The organism is Desertivirga brevis, assembly GCF_017355835.1.
Window position 1 is genome coordinate 549,159 of the sequence record NZ_JAFEWF010000002.1, and the last position, 18,379, is coordinate 567,537.

Genomic DNA, 18,379 nt, shown 5'->3' on the forward strand with positions numbered 1-18,379 from the left:
GTTCGGCTGTCCCTTTAAATTTATGGTTTTGGATCTTCAGCTGGTGGTGCAGCGGTTGCTGTTGAGTCTGTAGCTGGCTTTGGTGCGTAAGCGTCGCAATTTATAGTGATGTTTAAACCTCCCGGAGGTGGTTCAAAATCACCCTTCGAGTAATGTAGAGAAGGATCGGCATATACCTTTTTCATATACAAAGCAAACACAGGAAGAGCAGAATTAGCTCCCTCTCCCTGATTCATCGAAAGGAAATGGATAGCACGATCTTCAGCCCCCGTCCAGACACCGGTTACCAGTTGAGGGGTTATTCCTATAAACCACCCATCGGAATTATTTTGTGTTGTTCCCGTTTTGCCACCTACGGGATTCATGATCCGATACTTTGGACCTCTCAATCTCATTCCAGTTCCTTGTTGCACAACTGCTTTTAACATGTCGGTCATTACATAAGCAGTTTGGGGATTCAATGCTTCAACTACTTTTCGACTTTGTTCATATATCAGCGTGCCGTTTTTATCTTCAATCCGAAGAAGATAGGTCGGTTCGTTCCATATTCCATGGTTTACAAAAACACTATAGGCTCCAACCATATCAAATAGGGTAGCGTCAAAAGAGCCCAGGCAAATAGATTCATAGTTAGGAACATTTGTAGTGATCCCCATCTTTTTTGTTAAAGTTGAGACCGCTGTAGGACCAACATGATTCATAACGCGTGCGGTTACCCAGTTTTCTGAATGGGCAAGAGCCGTTTTGAGTGTGATATAACCTGGAATTGGTTTGTGTGCCCTAGGAGTCCAACCGTTGATAGTAATAGGCTCATTAGGTTCTTTATAGCAAGGAGAATAGCCAGCATTAATAGCCGCCGCATAAGTGAAAGGCTTAGCGGTCGACCCAACCTGTCTTGCTCCCATCTTCACCTGGTCATATTTGAAGTATTCGTAGTTGATTCCGCCTACCCAGGCCCGGATGTACCCAGCATTCTGACCGCTGGACTCCATTGACATTACTGCATTACGAAGGATGAGTTTATAGTATTTGATAGAATCCAATGGGCTTATCGTGGTGTCTTTCGAACCTTTTTTGTTCCAGCTAAACACCGTCATTTTTACCGGCTTTCTGAAGTTCTCCCAGATCTCACTCTCTGTCAGATTTTCTTCTTTTAGTACACGGTATCGATCAGAGCGCTTCACTGCTTGTTCAATTACCATGTCGGCTTCTTCAAATTTAAAAGGATTCCTACCTTTGAATTGCTTAACGAATTGTACCTGTAATTCTCTTATGTATTGACGTTGAGCCTCTTCTGCATAACGTTGCATTTTAGAGTTGATGGTAGTATAAATTTTCAGGCCATCCCGGTCAAGGTCATAAGGAGTACCATCTGCTTTGGCAATTTTTTGTTCCTTAAATATTCTTTGAATGTCTTTTTTCAGGAAACCCCGGAAATATGCTGCAAGTCCTTCATTATGCGATGTAGGATTCAATTTGAGGATCAATGGCTTTGCCTGAAGTTCGGCAGTTTCAGCATCACTTAGGAAATTAGCGTTATGCATATTTGACAAAACCGTATTCCTTCTTTTTAAGGCGTTCTCCGGATTTCTGATGGGGGAGTAGATGTAGGTTCCCTTTAACATACCTACTAAAACAGCGGCCTGATCGGCGGTTAATTTATCCTGAGTTGTATCAAAATACGTTCTTGCTGCGGCTTTTATTCCAAAGCTATTGTAAGAGCCAAAATCCACTGTGTTCAAATACATAGTGATGATCTCTTCCTTTGTATAGTTTCGTTCCAACTTGATCGCGATGATCCATTCCTGTAACTTTTGAATAAAGCGTTTGAAGGGGTTGCGTGCGCGACCTTCTTCCTGAAACATATTTAGAGCAAGCTGCTGGGTGATGGTACTACCCCCTTGCTTTTTTCCAATTAGGTTATAGAAAAGAATGCTAAAGGTTCTTCTAAAGTCGATCCCGGAATGACTGTAAAAACGAATATCTTCGGTAGCGATAAGCGCATTTATTACATGGGGCGAGATTTGGTCATAGCGCACATTAGATCTATTTTGTACAAAATAAGTTCCCAAAACTTCTCCATCGTCTGAAATTACTTCTGATGCAAGATTGCTTTTAGGGTTTTCCAGATCGCGAAAAGAAGGAAGTTCTCCAAATAAGCCCAAGCCAACGCTGAAAAGTAGAATAATACCAAAAGCAATACAACCGATAACGATTTTCCAAAAGGTAATGGTGTACCGGGTTATATCTTCTTTTGTTAATGTGTTTGTCTTTTTTTGCATTTTATCTGCTGCTGTTCTTATAAAAATCTAAATATGCATTAATCTTCGAGTTGTCTGCAAGTTTATCCAACTCTGTTTTTGTGATCACAAAAGTATTGTATTTTTCAGCAGGTACCTTCATTATATCTTTAACTAGCGGCAGAATTGCTCTTTCATAGGCTTTTACTTCGTCACGATTCTCGAACGGTCCTACAAAAATTAATTGACTTTCATCATTTACCAGTTTCACCTGATGCTTAATTGGCTTGTCGGCAAACCTCGACCTGTTAAACTGGCCAATTCCAAACCTGGATGAGCTAAGATTAGCAGCGGGGTCTGTGACTTGAATTGTAAAATAGTATTCTGCAACCAAGGGAAGGTCATACAGAGGTTTTGCCTTTGGGACCTCTACTGATGGAGTAGTAACAGTAGCTTTAGGTGGCAGTTGACCTGTCGAATTATCTTTCACTACCGGTGCTGGTTCAGCTATCGGTGTTGCTTCAGTTACTTTTACTGATGACTTATCTGTTGCAGGAGTCGGAGTGTTAACAGGAGCAGGGTTATTTGTAGCAACTGCTACCTGTTGGGTAGATGGTTCAATTACTACTGGTTCAAACGGGTTAAACTCTGTTAGGGCTGTTGTCCTATTGGCAAATAGGATCCTGTTGTTATCTATATATAATAGGTGCTGTTTAACTAGAGGTGTTATTAGTTTATCCTCCGGAAATGAGTTAACGAGGTTTTTTAGGGCTTGCTCAAAGGCCGGAAGTTTTTGTTGATGACCAATAGCCAAAGCATTCAGATAGGAGAGCTGAGGCGATAGAACATTTTTCCCGAAGTCGAATTCGACCTTTAATATTCCTGTTACTACCTCCTGGTATTTTTTCTGGCTGTAAAGCTCATAAACCTTATTATATGCCTCATTTAGCGCGAACTCTTTCTCTGAACTTTTCCTGCTATAGTCGGGATCTAGAATTACTTTTGCAAAAGGAGATTCAGGATGCTTAGTAAGCAGAAGGTTCTTGTATTCCTCCGATCTCTGCTGATTAATATCCGCATACAGTCGATAGAGGTTATAATAGATAGAGAGTTTATAATTGCTTTCAGGTACTCTTTTTAGTAGTTCTTCAAAAATTTTTATAGCCTCTGCATTGTCTTTTAATTCGTCGCGGTAGAAGCTTGCAATATCGTAATAGGCGTCGGCAATGCGCTGATTAGATAGTTGGAGGGCCGGTTCTGTAAGAGGGAGATTGGCAACGTAGTAATTTCTTATTGCTTCAGGAGTTGCGGGACTAGCAGTTCCCGGATTGGCAATGTTTCCTGAATTAATGGGGCTTGCATCCGGATCTCCCATAACACTTGTAATATGTTCAGCAGCAGTTTTACTGCTCCTTCTCCAATTATCCTCCAGGGGACGATTTCCCCAACGCCTTTTAAAATCGTTCAGACCCTGACTTATTGCTGAAGTGTTATTGAAATAGAACTTTCCTTCCTGAACAGTTCCTGCAGCTTCCGGTCGGTCAAGTCCGGCTACCATTGTTTCCGGTGCTGAATTGTTACTGCTAAGAAACTGTGTCTTTTCAATTTGTTCCCTTACCAAGGCTCCAATCCTTGCTTGTCTTTCTCCTTCTGGAAGTCTCGCTAAGATCTGCAGGGTGTCTTCTCTTCCGATAATACGGAAACGACTAGCCAGCAGCTCGAGATTATTGGCTTTGCGTCGAATCAGCTCATAGCCTTTAAAGGAAGGAGAGAGTGATGTGAGTGTACTATCGTAGTAAGTTTTAGCACTTACATAGTCTCCATTTTTAAAATAGATATCTGCTATTCGCAAATAGGAGAGGCCCTTTTGATTTTGATTAGTAGCACTTAGCCTGATAGCGGTGTTATAGTTTGTTATCGCTTCATTAGTTTGATTCCGGCTCAAATACACATCTCCTATCCTGTAGTAGATCTGATCAATGAAATTCCTGTTCTTTTCGTCCTTTAGCAAGGATTTTAATCTGGCTATTTTATCAACCTGCTGCCCACTCCTGGCGTCTTCTATCGCAATGCGATTTAAGCCAGCATTAAATGCCATATTGAAAGGAGCGTTGCTCTTTACGATTGAAGAATAGTTCTTATAGGCGTCTGCGTATTGCTGATTACGATCCTGCAACTGTGCCAATACATAAGTCCAACGAAGTTTATTCCGTTTAACACCCTTGGCATCCAGTGCTTTTTGCAGCATCACGATTGCTTCAGCTTCTTTACCTGTTTTTATCAGGTATTGAGCTCTTGTTGCGTATACATCAGCCTCATGTTTCTTTGTTCTTTTTGAATCGTCGATATGTTTCAGAGCTGTATCGAGGGATTCTTTCGCTTCCGGAAGTTTATCAAGTTGAATCAGGGATCTGGCCTGGTAGGTAAGTGCTTGCAGTCTCAGCTCATCTTCGTCAGGGTAGCTATTGTAAACATAGGTAAAGAATTCTGCTGCCGAGAAAAACCGGGCCTTATAATAGTTAGCCTTTGCAATAAGGAAATAAGCATCATCTACATAATTACTGTATAATTTATCTTCAACGATATTCTTACCTTTTCCGATAACCGAATCAAGATCTGAAGAAATAGCCTGGGCTGCGGCTTCATCCGGCTCTTTGTAAACTGAGATCAGCTGACTGTAGTCGTCTGGAGTAGTAGTCTTCATATTCCGAACGCTCTCGTCGAGAAGAATATTCGCATTATAGAGAATATTATATCTTGAAGTAAGATTTTGCATGCCTCTGCTTGCAGTTGTGTCTCTGGAAGAGCTGCATCCGCTCACGATAAGCAGCCAGGAAAGAAGTACAGCTACAGATAAATAGACAGATTTCAAAATTATTCAGGTTTGACTAAACTAATACAATAACAAAGCTTTGTGAAAAATATTATCCGTAAGCAAATGTGGTTAAAGATACTATTTGCACAAATACTCTTATTACTGAAAAATAATAAAAAGGGTACATTTAAGGGATAGTTTTAAGTGCGGATGCAAATTAAATGACAACTAAATGTAGGTTAATTTGTTATTTTTGATGGAGACATTTCAGCGGGGCTTATGCAAACAGAAGAAACCAAAGAAGAAAAGGGCCTGGCCAAGCAGCGTAAATATTTTAGTGCGTACGCAAAGTATTCAGCTATGGGATTTCAAATGTTTGCAGTTATTGCGGTGTTTGCATTTATAGGTTATAAAATAGATGAACGCCAAAATTCTAAAACACCTTTATGGACCGCTTTTTTGAGTTTGCTAGGAGTTTTTTGCTCCTTGTATTTAGTAATTCGTTCAATTAAGAAATTAAATCCTTGAGTTTTTTCCGTTTTTCTTTACTTTTTTCACTAATTGCTCTTGTTTTAGGTGTTGTTTTTTTTTCAATTGCCCAATTCGGTGGTAAAAGTGTTTCTCTTGTTCCTAAATTCTGGGTGATTTTTGGTTTTCAATTTTTTATTACCCTCATTGCCTATTCCGTATCCCTTATCGGTATCAGAAAAGGACCTGAAACTGGTACGTTTACCATTATTGGGTCTATTACTATAAAGATGCTCTTTAGTATGGGGTTTGTATTAGCTTACCTCCTGAAAATCAATGTAAACGGCGTTTCATTTGCAATTCAGTTTTTTTCTTTATATTTCTTGTTCACTGCCTTTGAAGTTTATGGCTTGTTATGTAACTTGCGCGACCAAAACAAAACATAAAAAACTCGCAATAAATGTCCTTAAGCCGCATTTTGAACTCAAAAAAAATTAGATTTAGTGCTGTTTTTGCTCTTTTTTTAATTTTTGTTAACTATCAGACTGCTGTAAAAGCTCAGGCTGATACATCTCTCGGAAAAGCACCCGACACTATCCTGAACGTCGCGGAGCACCAAGCTGGCGCTGAAGCTGCAGGGCATGAAGCCGCACATGGTGCAGACGAAAAGTTTGATCCAACTACTGTTATTATGGAGCACATTGCTGATTCCCATACTTGGCATCTTTGGGGGCATACTTCAATCGGTCTTCCTGTTATATTATATACAGATAAAGGTATTGAAACGTTTTCGTCTTCTGCATTTCATCATGGTGAGGAAGCTTACGAAGGTAAGTTCTACACCTACAAGCTTATTGAAGATAAGATCTTTGTTGTAAACCCAAGCGGGGCTATCGATAAAGAGGCATCTTCAAAGGTTTATGATTTCTCTATCACTAAGAATATTTTAGCGATTTGGATTTCTGTAGCTTTACTTATTATTATCTTTTCATCTGTCTCTTCAGCTTATAAGAAAAGAGAAGGAAAAGCTCCTAAGGGTCTTCAATCATTTATCGAGCCAATTATTCTTTTTGTGAGAGATGAAATTGCCCGTCCTAACATCGGGCATAAGTATAGCAAGTTCATGCCCTTATTGTTGACCTTGTTCTTCTTTATCTGGATCAATAATTTGCTTGGTTTGATTCCGCTTTTCCCAGGGGGTGCCAACGTAACAGGAAATATCTTCATGACATTTGTTCTGTCATTTATAGTACTTGTTGTTGTTAATCTAAATGGAAACAAATATTACTGGAAGCACATCCTTCTTCCTGATGTTCCATGGTGGTTGTATCCAATTATGATTCCTGTAGAGATCATCGGTGTTATATCTAAGCCATTCGCCTTGATGATCCGTTTGTATGCGAACATTTCTGCCGGACACATTATCGTGTTGAGTTTAATTGCGTTGATCTTTATTTTCAAATCAATTGCTTTGGCGCCTGTGTCTGTTGCATTTGTTTTGTTTATGGATGTTCTTGAGTTGTTGGTTGCGTTTCTTCAGGCCTTCATTTTCACAATGCTAACAGCATTGTTCATTGGAACTGCTGTAGATGAGCATCATCATTAATCTGAAATCATTTTTTAATTAAATAAATATATATCAATTATGGTAGGTGGTTCAATTGCTGCGATTGGCGCAGGTTTGGCAGTATTAGGTGCTGGTTTAGGTATCGGCCAATTAGGTGGTAAAGCAATGGAAGGTATTGCTCGTCAGCCTGAAGCTGCTTCAAAAATTCAAACTGCTATGATTATCGCTGCCGCTCTTATCGAGGGTGTTGCGCTATTCGGTGTGGTAGTTGCTCTATTAGGAAACGGATAATTTTCGTTCCTAAAGCAAGAACTCAATTTAAGAGCCGTTAGATAACGGTTGGTTATCAGACGGCTCTTTATCTCTAAGTCAGAACTTTATTTCGATAGAAAACAATGGATAAATTATTCGAAGGTTTATTAAATCACCACATTGGTTTTGTTGTTTGGTCAACACTTGCTTTTGTGATACTATTTGTATTGTTAAGAGCGCTAGCCTGGAAACCAATCCTTGGAGCTATCCACGAGAGAGAGCGCCACATTGAATCGGCTTTGCAAGCTGCTGAGAATGCAAAAGCAGAAATGGCTAGATTGACAAGTGAGAACGAGTCATTATTAAAAGAAGCACGCGCTGAACGCGATTTGATTCTTAAGGAAGCCAAAGAACTAAGGGAAAAAATGATTGCTGAATCACGTGCTACTGCACAAGCTGAAGGCGCAAAAATGATCGAAAAGGCAAGAATTGAAATAGAAGGTCAAAAGGCTGCTGCACTAGCCGACGTAAAAAATCAAGTTTCATCGTTGTCTATTGAGATTGCAGAAAAGATCCTTCGCAGAGAGTTTGCTGATCAAAGCAAACAGGAAGCCTTGGTTTCTGACTTGTTAAAAGAGGTTAAATTAAACTAATCGCGTAAGCAGGAATATCATACTTTGATATTCTAATTCAAGCTAAAATTATGTCTGAAATTCAAGTAGCCTCCCGGTACGCAAAATCTTTAATTGACCTTGCTAAGGAGCAGAACTCATTAGAGCTGATTAAACTAGATATTGATACATTTATCTCTGTTGTAAGTGCTAGTAGTCAATTGCAGGCTATTCTTAAGAATCCTATTATCAATACGGATAAAAAACTAGGTATTCTGAACGAATTATTTGGCGGGTTCAACCCGGTTGTATTGTCGTTTTTTAAAATTGTAGTTAGCAAAGGACGTTCCTCTATTTTATTCCCAACTGCAAAAGAATTTATAAACGAGTATAACAGAATTAAAGGCACTGTAAGGGCTACTGTTACATCGGCAAGTCCCTTATCTGAAGCTGTTAAAGCGGAAATTACTCAGGTTGTTCAACAATCTTTACCCAACGGTGGGTCTGTAGAACTGGAATCAAAGATAAATCCTGACCTTATTGGTGGTTTCGTTCTTAAAGTTGGTGACAGGCAGATTGATACAACGATTGCCAGCCGATTAAATCAGCTTAAGAAAGAATTCGGCCGTAAGATCTAAATTGCAGCTGTGAAGCTGTGTTGATCAGGTTGTGACCTTGATCATTTTATTGTTAAGAAAAGTATTCAAGATTTAAAAAATTAAAATTTATAAATAAAACTATGGTAGAGGTAAGACCAGACGAAGTTTCGGCTATTCTGCGCCAGCAATTGTCGGGATTTAAATCAGAGGCCGAGCTTGAGGAGGTGGGAACTGTTCTACAAGTGGGCGATGGTATTGCCCGTGTTTACGGTCTCACTAAGGTTCAATCGGGAGAATTGGTTGAATTTGAAAACGGCTTACAAGGTATCGTATTGAACCTTGAAGAAGATAATGTGGGTGTCGTATTGCTGGGGGATTATTCCGGAATTAAGGAAGGTGATACTATTAAACGTACTAACCGTATTGGTTCAATTAAAGTAGGTGATGGTATGCTTGGCCGTGTTGTTAACACGTTAGGTCAGCCTATCGATGGAAAAGGTGCATTAGCGGGTGAACTATACGAGATGCCTATCGAGCGTAAAGCTCCTGGTGTTATCTACCGTCAGCCTGTAACTGAGCCTCTTCAAACTGGTATCAAAGCTATCGACGCTATGATTCCAATTGGTCGTGGTCAGCGTGAGCTTGTGATTGGTGACCGTCAAACTGGTAAAACTGCCGTTTGTATCGATACGATCATCAATCAGAAAGAATTTTACGAAGCTGGACAGCCAGTATTCTGTATATATGTTGCTGTTGGTCAAAAAAACTCTACAGTAGCACAAATCGTTCGTACACTTGAAGAAAATGGCGCTATGCCATACACAGTAGTTGTTTCTGCTTCTGCAGCAGACCCTGCTCCAATGCAGTTCTTTGCTCCATTCTCCGGCGCTGCTATCGGTGAGTTCTTCCGTGATACAGGACGTCCTGCATTGATCATCTATGATGACTTATCAAAACAGGCTGTTGCTTACCGCGAGGTTTCCCTTCTACTTAAACGCCCTCCTGGACGTGAAGCTTATCCTGGAGACGTATTCTATCTTCACAGTCGCTTGTTAGAACGTGCTGCAAAGATCAATGCCTCTGACGAGATTGCTCGTAACATGAACGACCTTCCTGATTCTATTAAGCATTTGGTAAAAGGGGGAGGTTCATTAACAGCACTTCCTATCATCGAAACTCAGGCGGGTGACGTTTCTGCGTATATCCCAACTAACGTAATTTCGATCACTGATGGTCAGATCTTCCTGGAGTCTAACTTGTTCAACGCAGGTGTTCGTCCGGCTATTAACGTAGGTATCTCTGTATCTCGTGTAGGTGGTAACGCTCAGATTAAGTCGATGAAGAAAGTAGCAGGTACATTAAAGCTTGATCAGGCACAGTACCGTGAGTTAGAGGCTTTCTCTAAGTTCGGTTCAGATCTTGATGCTGCTACGAAGCTTGTTCTTGATAAAGGTGCGCGTAACGTGGAGATCCTTAAACAAGGTCAATTCTCTCCTGTAACAGTTGAGAAACAAATTGCGATCATCTATTGCGGTATCAAAGGTTTGTTACGTTCAGTGCCTGTAAATAGAGTGAAAGAGTTCGAGGCTGAATATACTCAGCAACTAGAACTTCGTCATCCTGAAACTTTGAAAGCATTAAAAGCTGGTAAGTTTGATGATCAAATTACAGGAGTTCTTGAAACTGTAGCTAAAGAGCTTTCAGGAAGATACTAAGGAAGATACTAGATTTAAGAAGTTAGGTTTGGAAGTTGGAAATCAATCCGGTTACAAACTTAACTTCTGGAATCTTTTTGATAAATAGATCAAAAGCGGGATGAGTTTGAGCATATAAGACTTTGTCAAATATGTCACATCTCTTATCTCACATCTCAAAAAACAATGGCTAATTTAAAAGAAGTAAGAAACAGGATTGTATCGGTAAGTTCAACCCAGCAGATCACCAAAGCTATGAAAATGGTTTCGGCGGCGAAGTTGAAGAGAGCTACTAATGCAATTGTTCAGTTACGTCCTTATGCTAACAAGTTAAAGGATATTCTGGCAAATCTTTCTGCAAATCTTGAAGCAGCTTCCTCTCCATACATTCAGGAACGTGAGCCCAATAAAGTTCTTATTGTCGTGGTTTCTTCAAATCGGGGTTTAGCGGGAGCATTTAACGCCAATGTTATCAAAACTGCTAATCAGCTTATTTCGACCAGATACGCTGAACAGTACAGGAAAGGTAATTTGAGCATAATAGCTATTGGGAAAAAAGTTCAGGATTTCTACGAAAAACGCAAGTACAATATTATTGGTAACAATAATGAGCTATATGCGGCTTTAACTTTCGAAAATGCCTCTAAAATAACTGAGGCTATTATGAAAGGGTTCGTAGAAGGAGATTTTGACAGAGTAGAGGTGATCTATAATCACTTCAGAAATGCTGCTGTACAGGAATTAATCACTGAACAGCTTCTTCCAATACCGAGAGCACAGCAGGAAGTGAAGAAGTCTTCCAATAATGTGGACTACATTTTGGAACCTTCACAGGAAGAAATTGTTAATCAGCTAATTCCCAAGTCTATTAAGATCCAGCTTTATAAAGCAATCCTTGATTCTCATGCTTCAGAGCATGGTGCAAGGATGACAGCTATGGATAAAGCAACAGATAACGCCGGAGAATTGTTAAGAAGTTTAAAGCTTTCATACAACCAGGCCCGTCAAGCCGCTATCACTACAGAGCTTACCGAAATTGTAAGTGGTGCAGCAGCATTATCAAACGGATAGATAAAACAATATTTTTTGAATATGAAGCCCTTGCGAACGCTAGGGCTTTTTTGTTGGATTATAATTTCTTATTAAAGCCATCCTCGTTAAAGAAGTTTATTTTTTAAACTTAATATTGTTCTTCATGTTCAAGCAGAAAATATGATTATGGAACATAGGAAAATAGGCAATTCTGATTTAGAGCTCTCTGCAATAACTTTTGGTTCATGGGCTGCAGGGGGATGGATGTGGGGAGGAACTGAAAGGAAGGAGGCCATCGAAGCAATTCGTGCGGCTTACGCTGAAGGTGTTACCTCTATTGATACTGCACCTGTTTACGGGCAGGGCTTAAGTGAAGAGATAGTTGGTGAGGCCATTAAAGAACTTCCAAGGGATAGGGTGCAAATCCTGACCAAGTATGGATTGAGATGGGATGCACCGGTGGGTGAGTTTTATTTCAAAAGCAAGAATAATCAGGGACAAGATATTGATATTTACAAGTACGCTGGTAAGGACAACATCATTAAGGAATGTGAAACCAGCTTGAAGCTCTTGGGTACCAATTACATAGATCTTTATCAAATCCATTGGCCTGATCCAACAACTCCTATTGAAGAGACAATGGAAGCTGTGTCTGCTTTAATTCAACAAGGTAAGGTAAGATACGCAGGGGTTTGCAACTATAATGATGAGCAATTGAAGCTGGCAGATAGCGTTGTTAATATCATATCTAATCAAATTCCTTACAGTATGGTTAATCGGAAAATAGAGGAGGTGGTGTTGCCCTATTGTTTGGCTAACAATAAATCTATCTTGGCTTATAGCCCCTTAGAAAGAGGGTTATTAACTGGTAAGATAAAGCCAGGACACCGATTCTCCGAAGGTGATCATCGTGTGAATCACAAATTTTTTAGCACTGGGAATATTGAGAGAATAAACGTTTTCCTCGACAAGATTAAACCATTGGCAGATGAAAAGGGAGCAACTCTTGGACAATTGGTGTTGCGATGGACCCTAGAACGACCTGGAATTACGGTAGCATTAGTTGGTGCAAGAAACGTGTTTCAGGCAGTAGAAAATGCTAAGGCAATGAGTTTTTCACTTACCCATGAAGAGTACAGTTTTATTACTAATGGCCTGTCTGACCTAGAATTAGCTATTTAGTTTGAGATTTCAACTGGTTAACAGAAAGCCAGCTTTATTTTTCACATATTAGATTCTGTTTTGTAATTTCGCGGCTACTAAGAGATAAAAATGGCAGATATTAAAGAAACAAATAACGCAAATAACCCAAGCTATTACTCTACTCTTGCTTTGGGTATTATTGTAACGATGGCGGGTGTATTAATTCGCTTTATAGGTACGATCAGATTTATCGATATTATTTCGAATATCATATTAGTTATCGGAGTTGTTATCTGTCTTAGCGCAGTAAAGAAAATCTTAAAATAAATCAAATAAGAAGGCCCATCATTTGGGCCTTCTTATTTTGGTTTGTACCCCGATTTCGTCAGGATTTTTTGATAGTCGGTATCTGCCATCAATTCTTGCAACGTAACATCGTCGTTCTCTTCCATATATTTCCTCACTATCTGCCAACCCGAGAATATTCCAAGTTTAGGAGCTGAGTCGTTCTTCTCTCCGATACCTGGAGTAAAAGGAGCCTCGGTAAGGTATTTTTGAACTTTTAAATAGTCTGTTTCGTACAGGAGATTGTTCTCCAAAAAATACCCCCATATCCCTGCTTCATATCCCTTACACCATTCCATCTGCGCGGTGGTGTAGCCAATTTTACTAGAGTCAGCAAGTTCAGGCATCGTGGCATCCAGAAAGTAAAGAACCTTGCCATTGTAAATCATCCTATCCAGAAAAGTTTTGAGGTCGTCGGGCTCAGGAAAGAGCTCTTCCCGGGTGTAAGTTTCCATCACACGGGGGGTGATATTTTCCGGACTGAACTTCCGGGAGATGTATAGAGGGATACTTTGTCTTAAGGCAGGGTAGAATTTAGAGTCGCCGCCAAGAAACATATCAAGACCAATTCCAACGTAATTATTTCCGATAGGGACCTGAACAGCAAATCCAGAAAGGAAACTAATAAACCGGGGTATTTTCTGTTGAGGGTAATAGTATTTAACGTGCTTGAATGCATCTGTAAGTTTTTCTTCAGTTTCCTTCAAATCAGGGAACGTTTTTAATACTTCCGTTTTTAAAGCGTTATAGTCCTTGTTATTAAGAACAGTTCGTAGGTTATTATAATATGTTGTGTCTGCTGTGCTTCCAACACTCAACATGCTCTGCATATAATCAGAGAAAAAAGGATCGTAACGCTTTTGTAAGGTAGGGATCTTTGCAGGTAATTCTTTGGGTGTTAGTGCAGCTAATTCCCTGTCAAATCGTTCGATCTTTACATCCAGCTCTATATCTGACACATCTACATCTTTTCTGTTTTTACACCCAGCCAGCATAAATAAGCTAATTAAAAAAAACAGGTAGATTTGAACCACTCTTACCATTTCGTGTAATTTAATTTAGTGAACGAAAATAACAAAAGCTATGTTTGTATCAGATAATTTAATTTGTCTGGGAAAGTTCTAATACTACAGTTAAAAGAATATCGAAAAACAATGAAAAAGAAACTGTTTAACCTCCTCGTGCTAATGTTACCTTTTGTAATTAAAGCTCAGGAAACAGAGAAAAATTTTCAGCTGGGATTTACAGCCAGTCCGAATATTGGTTGGGCAAGATTTAATGATGCTCCTTCCACGTTTGCATCAAAATCAAGTAAGATTGGTTTTTCTTATGGACTTATTGGAGACTTTGGCTTTGCCAGAAACTATTTCTTTTCTACAGGATTCGCCATAACGAGTATTAATGCAAAGACTGAAGAAAATGGTGCATTTACAGAGGGCTCTACATCCATTACACGCTCCTATGATATCCAGTATATCGAGGTTCCATTAACAATAAAGTTAAAGACCAATACCGTTGCAGAAAAAAGCTTTTACGGACAGTTCGGCTTAAGCACAGCCTTTAATATCAGAGCCAAGAGCGATGTGAAAACAAGGACAGCAACTGTTGTCACGGATGACTTGAAGAACCAAAGTCTTGATAATGATAACAAAGTCCGGTTAGGATTAGTAGCGGGTGCAGGGGTGCAGTGGGATTATAATGAAAACTCAAAGTTTATTACTGGTGTTACATTCAATAATGGCTTTACTGATGTTTTATCGAAGAGGCCTTCAATCCGTAACTCTTATCTGGCTTTAACCCTTGGAGTTCTGTTTTAATTGATTTTAATACCTTAGGAAAATTATGAAAATAGCTCTGGCTCAACTGAATTATCACATAGGAAATTTTGAATCAAATACTGCCAAGATCATTGGTGCAATTGAACAAGCAAAGACGAATGGCGCAGATCTCGTCGTTTTTGCTGAACTCGCTATCTGTGGATATCCTCCCCGTGACTTCCTTGAATTTACAGAATTCATTGAGCTTTGTGAAAATAGTATAACAGAAATTGCAGCTGCCACAAAAGGCATAGCGTGTATTATAGGTTCTCCCACAAAAAATCCAAGAATTCAGGGAAAGGATCTCTTTAATTCAGCATATTTTATAGAAGACGGAGAGGTTAAGAAGGTGGTAAATAAGGCACTTCTTCCTACCTATGATGTTTTTGACGAATATCGTTATTTTGAACCCAACCAGGATTTTAGTTGTATTGAATACCAGGGTGTAAAGATCGCCCTTACTATTTGTGAGGATTTGTGGAATATTAATGATAATCCACTCTATATCTCATCGCCTATGGATGAGTTGATAAAGGAGGAGCCGGATCTCATGATCAATATAGCAGCTTCCCCATTTTCTTATAATCACGATGATAACCGATATAAGGTATTAAGCGATAATTCAAAGAAATATCAGCTTCCGCTTTTGTATGTTAATCAGGTGGGAGCACAGACAGAAATTGTGTTTGACGGCGGATCTTTTGTATTCAATGAAAAAGGTGAACTTCTTGACCAATTAGCATATTTCAAGGAAGACCTTAAGATATACGAATTTGCCGATCAGGAGATAAAAGGATATACTCCGATTGAATATAAGCCTTGGCCAGACGTAAAACAGATCTATGATGCTCTGATTCTTGGTATAAGAGACTATTTCTATAAGTCGGGTTTTACTAAAGCAGTTTTAGGTCTTTCGGGTGGTATAGACTCTGCCGTAGTCTGTGCTTTAGCTGCCGAAGCACTCGGGGCAGAAAATGTTTTAGCTGTGTTAATGCCTTCAAAATACTCAACAGATCACTCTATAAAAGACGCCTTAGACTTGGTGGCGGCCCTGGGTTGTAAACATGAGGTTGTTGCGATTAAGGAGATCACCGATGCTTTTGATCATGTACTTGAGCCTGCGTTCCGAGGACTTCCTTTTAACGTTGCAGAGGAGAACATACAAGCTCGAAGCCGCGCGGTAATTGTAATGGCTTTTTCGAATAAGTTCGGAAATGTGCTATTAAATACTTCAAACAAAAGTGAGTCGGCCGTTGGATATGGTACGTTGTACGGGGACATGGCAGGAGCAATCTCTGTTTTGGGTGATGTTTATAAAACGCAGGTATACGAACTTGCCAGATACATAAATCGGGAGCGGGAGATCATTCCAGAAAATAGTATTGTAAAACCTCCATCAGCGGAGCTCCGCCCTGATCAGAAAGATAGTGACTCACTGCCAGACTATGACGTGCTGGATAAGCTACTTTATCAATATATTGAGTTGAAGAAGAGCTCGAGAGATATTATTGCTGCAGGTTTTGATGAAGAGTTGGTTAAGCGTGTGATAAAAATGGTAAATAAGGCAGAGTTTAAACGCTATCAAACACCGCCAATCTTAAGAGTTTCTCCAAAGGCTTTCGGAATGGGCAGAAGAATGCCTATTGTTGGAAAGTATCTCTCCTGATATTAAAGCTTACTTACGGAGGCGTAAGTAAGCTTTCCTTTTAGTTACATTGTCAAGGATGCGTAATTGTACTGTAACAAGCATTTAGTTAAATATCTTCATGAGCTTCCCTGCGTTAATTAATAAACACATTAGAAAGGGAAGAAAAGATGAAAAAAGCAATGTTGTTAGTTGTACTGACGGCCTTGATTTTGTCTTCCTGCTCATCTTATAATTATTATTCCTTAAACAGTAACAAAGTTGATATTGAAAAATATCAAACCTATGCCTGGGTTCGCGGAAACGAGTCTAAACTGGATGATTATTATAAGAATGATATCGCAGAAGATAAGATTATAGATGCTGCAAGTACTGCACTAAATTCAAGGGGATTAAAATACGATGCAAAAAAACCTGATCTATTAATTCGTTACACTGCAGTAGTGGATAATAAGTCGCGCACTGTTAATGATCCTATGTACTATCAGTACCCATCCCGGCTAGTGCCGAGAGTGGCATATGCACGTGGGAGGGCTTATTATTATTATCAATATATGACACCGTTTCCAGTTTATGTAGGATCTGAAATGCGTAAGGAGGAATTTGAAGAAGGTAATATCGTTATCGATCTTATTGACCGCTCTACCTCTAAGGTAGTTTGGAGGGGAGTGGCTAAGGGAGAGGTAACTAATCCAGAAAAGGCAGTTAACGACATCCCGAAGGTTGTTTCGAAGATTTTTAATAAGCTTCCTTTGCAATCGTAAAGGTTTCAATTCTGTTTATGTTGTAAATTTTTGTTTGCTAAGCCTGTACTTGTAAAGAGTACAGGCTTTTTTGTATTAACTTTGGAAGAAAGGTCTTCATCTACATACTCCTATCGAAGTATTTCGAAGATTTTTACAGCTGTCAAAAAATTAAACTTAGATAGAAAAAGGTTATGAAATTTATTTTAGTACTGATGCTGACTTTATTTGCAGCGCCATTAAAGTCAGTTTACGACTTCAAAATCAAGACCATTGACGGTAAGAATTTGAACTTGAAAAGTTTCAAGGGTAAAAAGGTACTTATCGTAAATACTGCTTCTAAATGTGGGTACACGCCGCAGTATGCAGATCTGGAGAAATTGTCGCAACAGTACAAGGGGAAGTTAGTGGTAATCGGGTTCCCCGCCAATAATTTTGGTGGCCAGGAACCTGGGGCAAATCCTATGATCAAAGAGTTTTGTCAGAAGAATTACGGTGTTACTTTTCCTTTAGCAGAAAAAGTAAGTGTAAAAGGTGAAGATATTGATGCGTTATTCAAGTATTTAACCACTGCTGAAAATCCTGATTTTACAGGTGATATTAAATGGAATTTTGAGAAGTTTTTGATTGACGAGAACGGAAAATTGATTCATAGGTTCCGTTCTAATGTTAAGCCAACATCACCTGAGTTAACTAAATATCTGTAAAAAAGACGGTTGTAGATTATTTTAAAATTAATTTTGGATAACTAATTTATGACTCTATATTTGCAGCATGAAAACGGGGTGGTAGATTATCCATTCTAGATCATAAGGGAGATTAGCTCAGCTGGTTCAGAGCATCCCGATTAACATCGGGAGGGTCATTGGTTCAGTTGACTAGTTCAAAAAAAGGGAGATTAGCTCAGCTGGTTCAGAGCATCCCGATTAACATCGGGAGGGTCATTGGTTCAGTTGACTAGTTCAAAAAAAGGGAGATTAGCTCAGCTGGTTCAGAGCACCTGCCTTACAAGCAGGGGGTCACTGGTTCGAACCCAGTATCTCCCACAAAAAGTAGCCCTTCAGCGATTGAAGGGTTTTTCTTTCTAAAACATAATACCCGAAGGGAGATTAGCTCAGCTGGTTCAGAGCACCTGCCTTACAAGCAGGGGGTCACTGGTTCGAACCCAGTATCTCCCACAAGAGCTGCAGAAATGCGGCTTTTTTTATTTTAGCCTTATCCGGATATGTATATCGTATACATTCTTTATTCCTCCTCCTTAAACAAGTATTATATCGGTAGTACCTCTAACTTGCCTGAGCGTTTAAGGAAGCACAATACCAAGCATAAAGGTTTTACTGGCGGTCCGTCGGATTGGGAGGTTGCTTTTATGGAGAAGTATGAAAGGAAAGAAGATGCGCTAAAGCGA

17 protein-coding genes and 2 tRNA genes are annotated in these 18,379 nt (G+C 39.5%); 16 read left to right on the forward strand and 3 right to left on the reverse strand.

The window, feature by feature from the left end; genetic code table 11:
* Window positions 1–20: 20 nt before the first annotated feature.
* Together J4N25_RS10340 and porW are read right to left on the reverse strand one after the other, a co-directional pair.
* Window positions 21–2,282, reverse strand: coding sequence for a transglycosylase domain-containing protein (locus J4N25_RS10340; protein WP_207422109.1), 2,262 nt, complete (start codon window positions 2,280–2,282; stop codon window positions 21–23).
* Between the two features lies 1 nt (window position 2,283).
* The gene (gene porW, locus J4N25_RS10345) at window positions 2,284–5,112 is read right to left on the reverse strand and encodes a type IX secretion system periplasmic lipoprotein PorW/SprE (protein WP_207422110.1); all 2,829 of its coding nucleotides are present in this window, start codon (window positions 5,110–5,112) and stop codon (window positions 2,284–2,286) included.
* Between the two features lie 222 nt (window positions 5,113–5,334).
* On the opposite strand from porW, the gene J4N25_RS10350 reads away from it, so the two are divergent.
* The 9 genes from J4N25_RS10350 (at window position 5,335) to J4N25_RS10390 (ending at window position 12,748) form a co-directional block, all read left to right on the forward strand.
* The gene (locus J4N25_RS10350) at window positions 5,335–5,583 is read left to right on the forward strand and encodes an AtpZ/AtpI family protein (RefSeq protein WP_207422111.1); all 249 of its coding nucleotides are present in this window, start codon (window positions 5,335–5,337) and stop codon (window positions 5,581–5,583) included.
* Between the two features lie 400 nt (window positions 5,584–5,983).
* The gene (gene atpB / locus J4N25_RS10355) at window positions 5,984–7,129 is read left to right on the forward strand and encodes a F0F1 ATP synthase subunit A (protein ID WP_207422112.1); all 1,146 of its coding nucleotides are present in this window, start codon (window positions 5,984–5,986) and stop codon (window positions 7,127–7,129) included.
* Window positions 7,130–7,168: 39 nt separating this feature from the next.
* Window positions 7,169–7,381, forward strand: a complete 213-nt coding sequence (gene atpE, locus J4N25_RS10360) for an ATP synthase F0 subunit C (protein WP_207422113.1) — start codon at window positions 7,169–7,171, stop codon at window positions 7,379–7,381.
* A gap of 104 nt (window positions 7,382–7,485) precedes the next feature.
* Window positions 7,486–7,995, forward strand: coding sequence for a F0F1 ATP synthase subunit B (locus J4N25_RS10365; RefSeq protein ID WP_207422114.1), 510 nt, complete (start codon window positions 7,486–7,488; stop codon window positions 7,993–7,995).
* A gap of 50 nt (window positions 7,996–8,045) precedes the next feature.
* Entirely contained in the window at window positions 8,046–8,591 is a 546-nt protein-coding gene (atpH, locus tag J4N25_RS10370; RefSeq protein WP_207422115.1) for an ATP synthase F1 subunit delta, read from the forward strand.
* Window positions 8,592–8,692: 101 nt separating this feature from the next.
* Window positions 8,693–10,267 (forward strand): F0F1 ATP synthase subunit alpha, encoded by a 1,575-nt coding sequence (gene atpA / locus J4N25_RS10375; RefSeq protein ID WP_207422116.1) that lies wholly within the window; start codon window positions 8,693–8,695, stop codon window positions 10,265–10,267.
* A gap of 165 nt (window positions 10,268–10,432) precedes the next feature.
* Window positions 10,433–11,317 carry an ATP synthase F1 subunit gamma gene (atpG, locus tag J4N25_RS10380; protein WP_207422117.1) on the forward strand — a complete coding sequence of 295 codons (885 nt, stop codon included), beginning with the start codon at window positions 10,433–10,435 and terminating at the stop codon, window positions 11,315–11,317.
* A gap of 147 nt (window positions 11,318–11,464) precedes the next feature.
* Window positions 11,465–12,460: an aldo/keto reductase gene (locus tag J4N25_RS10385; RefSeq protein ID WP_207422118.1), complete on the forward strand. Its 996-nt coding sequence runs from the start codon at window positions 11,465–11,467 to the stop codon at window positions 12,458–12,460.
* A 90-nt stretch (window positions 12,461–12,550) separates the two neighbouring features.
* Window positions 12,551–12,748 (forward strand): hypothetical protein, encoded by a 198-nt coding sequence (locus tag J4N25_RS10390; protein ID WP_207422119.1) that lies wholly within the window; start codon window positions 12,551–12,553, stop codon window positions 12,746–12,748.
* Window positions 12,749–12,780: 32 nt separating this feature from the next.
* Here J4N25_RS10390 and gldB read toward each other — a convergent pair whose 3' ends face one another.
* A complete protein-coding gene (gene gldB, locus J4N25_RS10395) occupies window positions 12,781–13,809 on the reverse strand; it encodes a gliding motility lipoprotein GldB (RefSeq protein ID WP_207422120.1) in 1,029 nt (342 codons plus the stop codon).
* Between the two features lie 111 nt (window positions 13,810–13,920).
* Here gldB and J4N25_RS10400 point away from each other — a divergent pair, with 111 nt between their 5' ends.
* The 7 genes from J4N25_RS10400 to J4N25_RS10430 all read left to right on the forward strand — a co-directional run.
* Window positions 13,921–14,583, forward strand: a complete 663-nt coding sequence (locus tag J4N25_RS10400) for a porin family protein (protein WP_207422121.1) — start codon at window positions 13,921–13,923, stop codon at window positions 14,581–14,583.
* A gap of 25 nt (window positions 14,584–14,608) precedes the next feature.
* Window positions 14,609–16,249 (forward strand): NAD+ synthase, encoded by a 1,641-nt coding sequence (locus J4N25_RS10405; RefSeq protein ID WP_207422122.1) that lies wholly within the window; start codon window positions 14,609–14,611, stop codon window positions 16,247–16,249.
* 149 nt (window positions 16,250–16,398) lie between these two features.
* Window positions 16,399–16,992, forward strand: a complete 594-nt coding sequence (locus tag J4N25_RS10410) for a DUF4136 domain-containing protein (protein WP_207422123.1) — start codon at window positions 16,399–16,401, stop codon at window positions 16,990–16,992.
* Between the two features lie 173 nt (window positions 16,993–17,165).
* Complete coding sequence (locus J4N25_RS10415) at window positions 17,166–17,678, forward strand: glutathione peroxidase (protein WP_207422124.1); 513 nt, start codon at window positions 17,166–17,168, stop codon at window positions 17,676–17,678.
* Between the two features lie 264 nt (window positions 17,679–17,942).
* Window positions 17,943–18,017: transfer RNA gene (locus J4N25_RS10420), tRNA-Val, on the forward strand.
* A 57-nt stretch (window positions 18,018–18,074) separates the two neighbouring features.
* Window positions 18,075–18,149: transfer RNA gene (locus J4N25_RS10425), tRNA-Val, on the forward strand.
* Between the two features lie 47 nt (window positions 18,150–18,196).
* The coding region (locus J4N25_RS10430; protein ID WP_207422125.1) for a GIY-YIG nuclease family protein at window positions 18,197–18,379 on the forward strand (183 nt) is incomplete at its 3' end.